Genomic DNA, 752 nt, shown 5'->3' with positions numbered 1-752 from the left:
CGTCCCATAACCAATGATTTAATGGCGCGTTCAGCTAGATTATTGGAAAGGACCAGATGCCCGTCTTTCAAAATGGCCTTAAAGGTTTCTTCATACTTGAGACTGTATTCAATTGCCCTTCCTAGTTTTGAACCAGGTAAAACTGACTGACGCCGACACCAAGCAAAGAAGTCTTCCATTAGGGGTTGGAGCTCTTCTTGACGTTTCTGTAGTCGTTCATCAGCTGGCAAAACCTCCCAGTCTCTTTCCAAGGCAAATAACTGGTCACAATAAGCTAAACCTTTAGCTCCTAAGGATGAGTTATCTGCTTGCTTGGGGGTGGATTCAAAAAACTTCCTTCTCACATGCGCCCAACATCCAACAAGTTCAGCTTCTTCCAGTTGACGATAAGCAGACCACATATCACAATGCACATATCCAGAATAATCTCCTAGGAATTCTTGTACTACTGAACCACTTCGACGCTGATCATGGTGGTACAGCGTGATTCCTTGCTTCTCAGCTTTCCCAGACAAAAAAGTCCAATAGTAGGTCAGATGGCTATCACTCTCTAGCACCCTATAAGAAGTTTCATCCGCATGAAGTAAGGGCTGAGTCAATAGTCTCTCTCGCAAGAGGTTATAGAGGGGCTCCAAATAGTATTGACTCGCCTTGATATGCCAATTAGAGATTTCCTTACGTGTGATTGGTAAACCCATCCTAGCCCAATCTTCTTCTTGGCGATAATTGGGGACCTTCAGATTAAACTTCTG

Annotated in this window: 1 protein-coding gene; it reads right to left on the bottom strand. The window is 43.9% G+C overall.

Going from position 1 to position 752, the window contains the following annotated elements; all coding sequences use genetic code 11:
* On the bottom strand, positions 1 to 752 hold a 752-nt coding region (locus HT729_RS11420), incomplete at both ends, for an IS66 family transposase (RefSeq protein WP_172932032.1).

It is taken from the genome of Streptococcus sp. 79, from assembly GCF_013277425.1.
GTDB lineage: Bacteria > Bacillota > Bacilli > Lactobacillales > Streptococcaceae > Streptococcus > Streptococcus pseudopneumoniae.
Note: the sequence above shows the minus strand (reverse complement) of the source record. Positions and strands in the feature narration are given on the sequence as shown.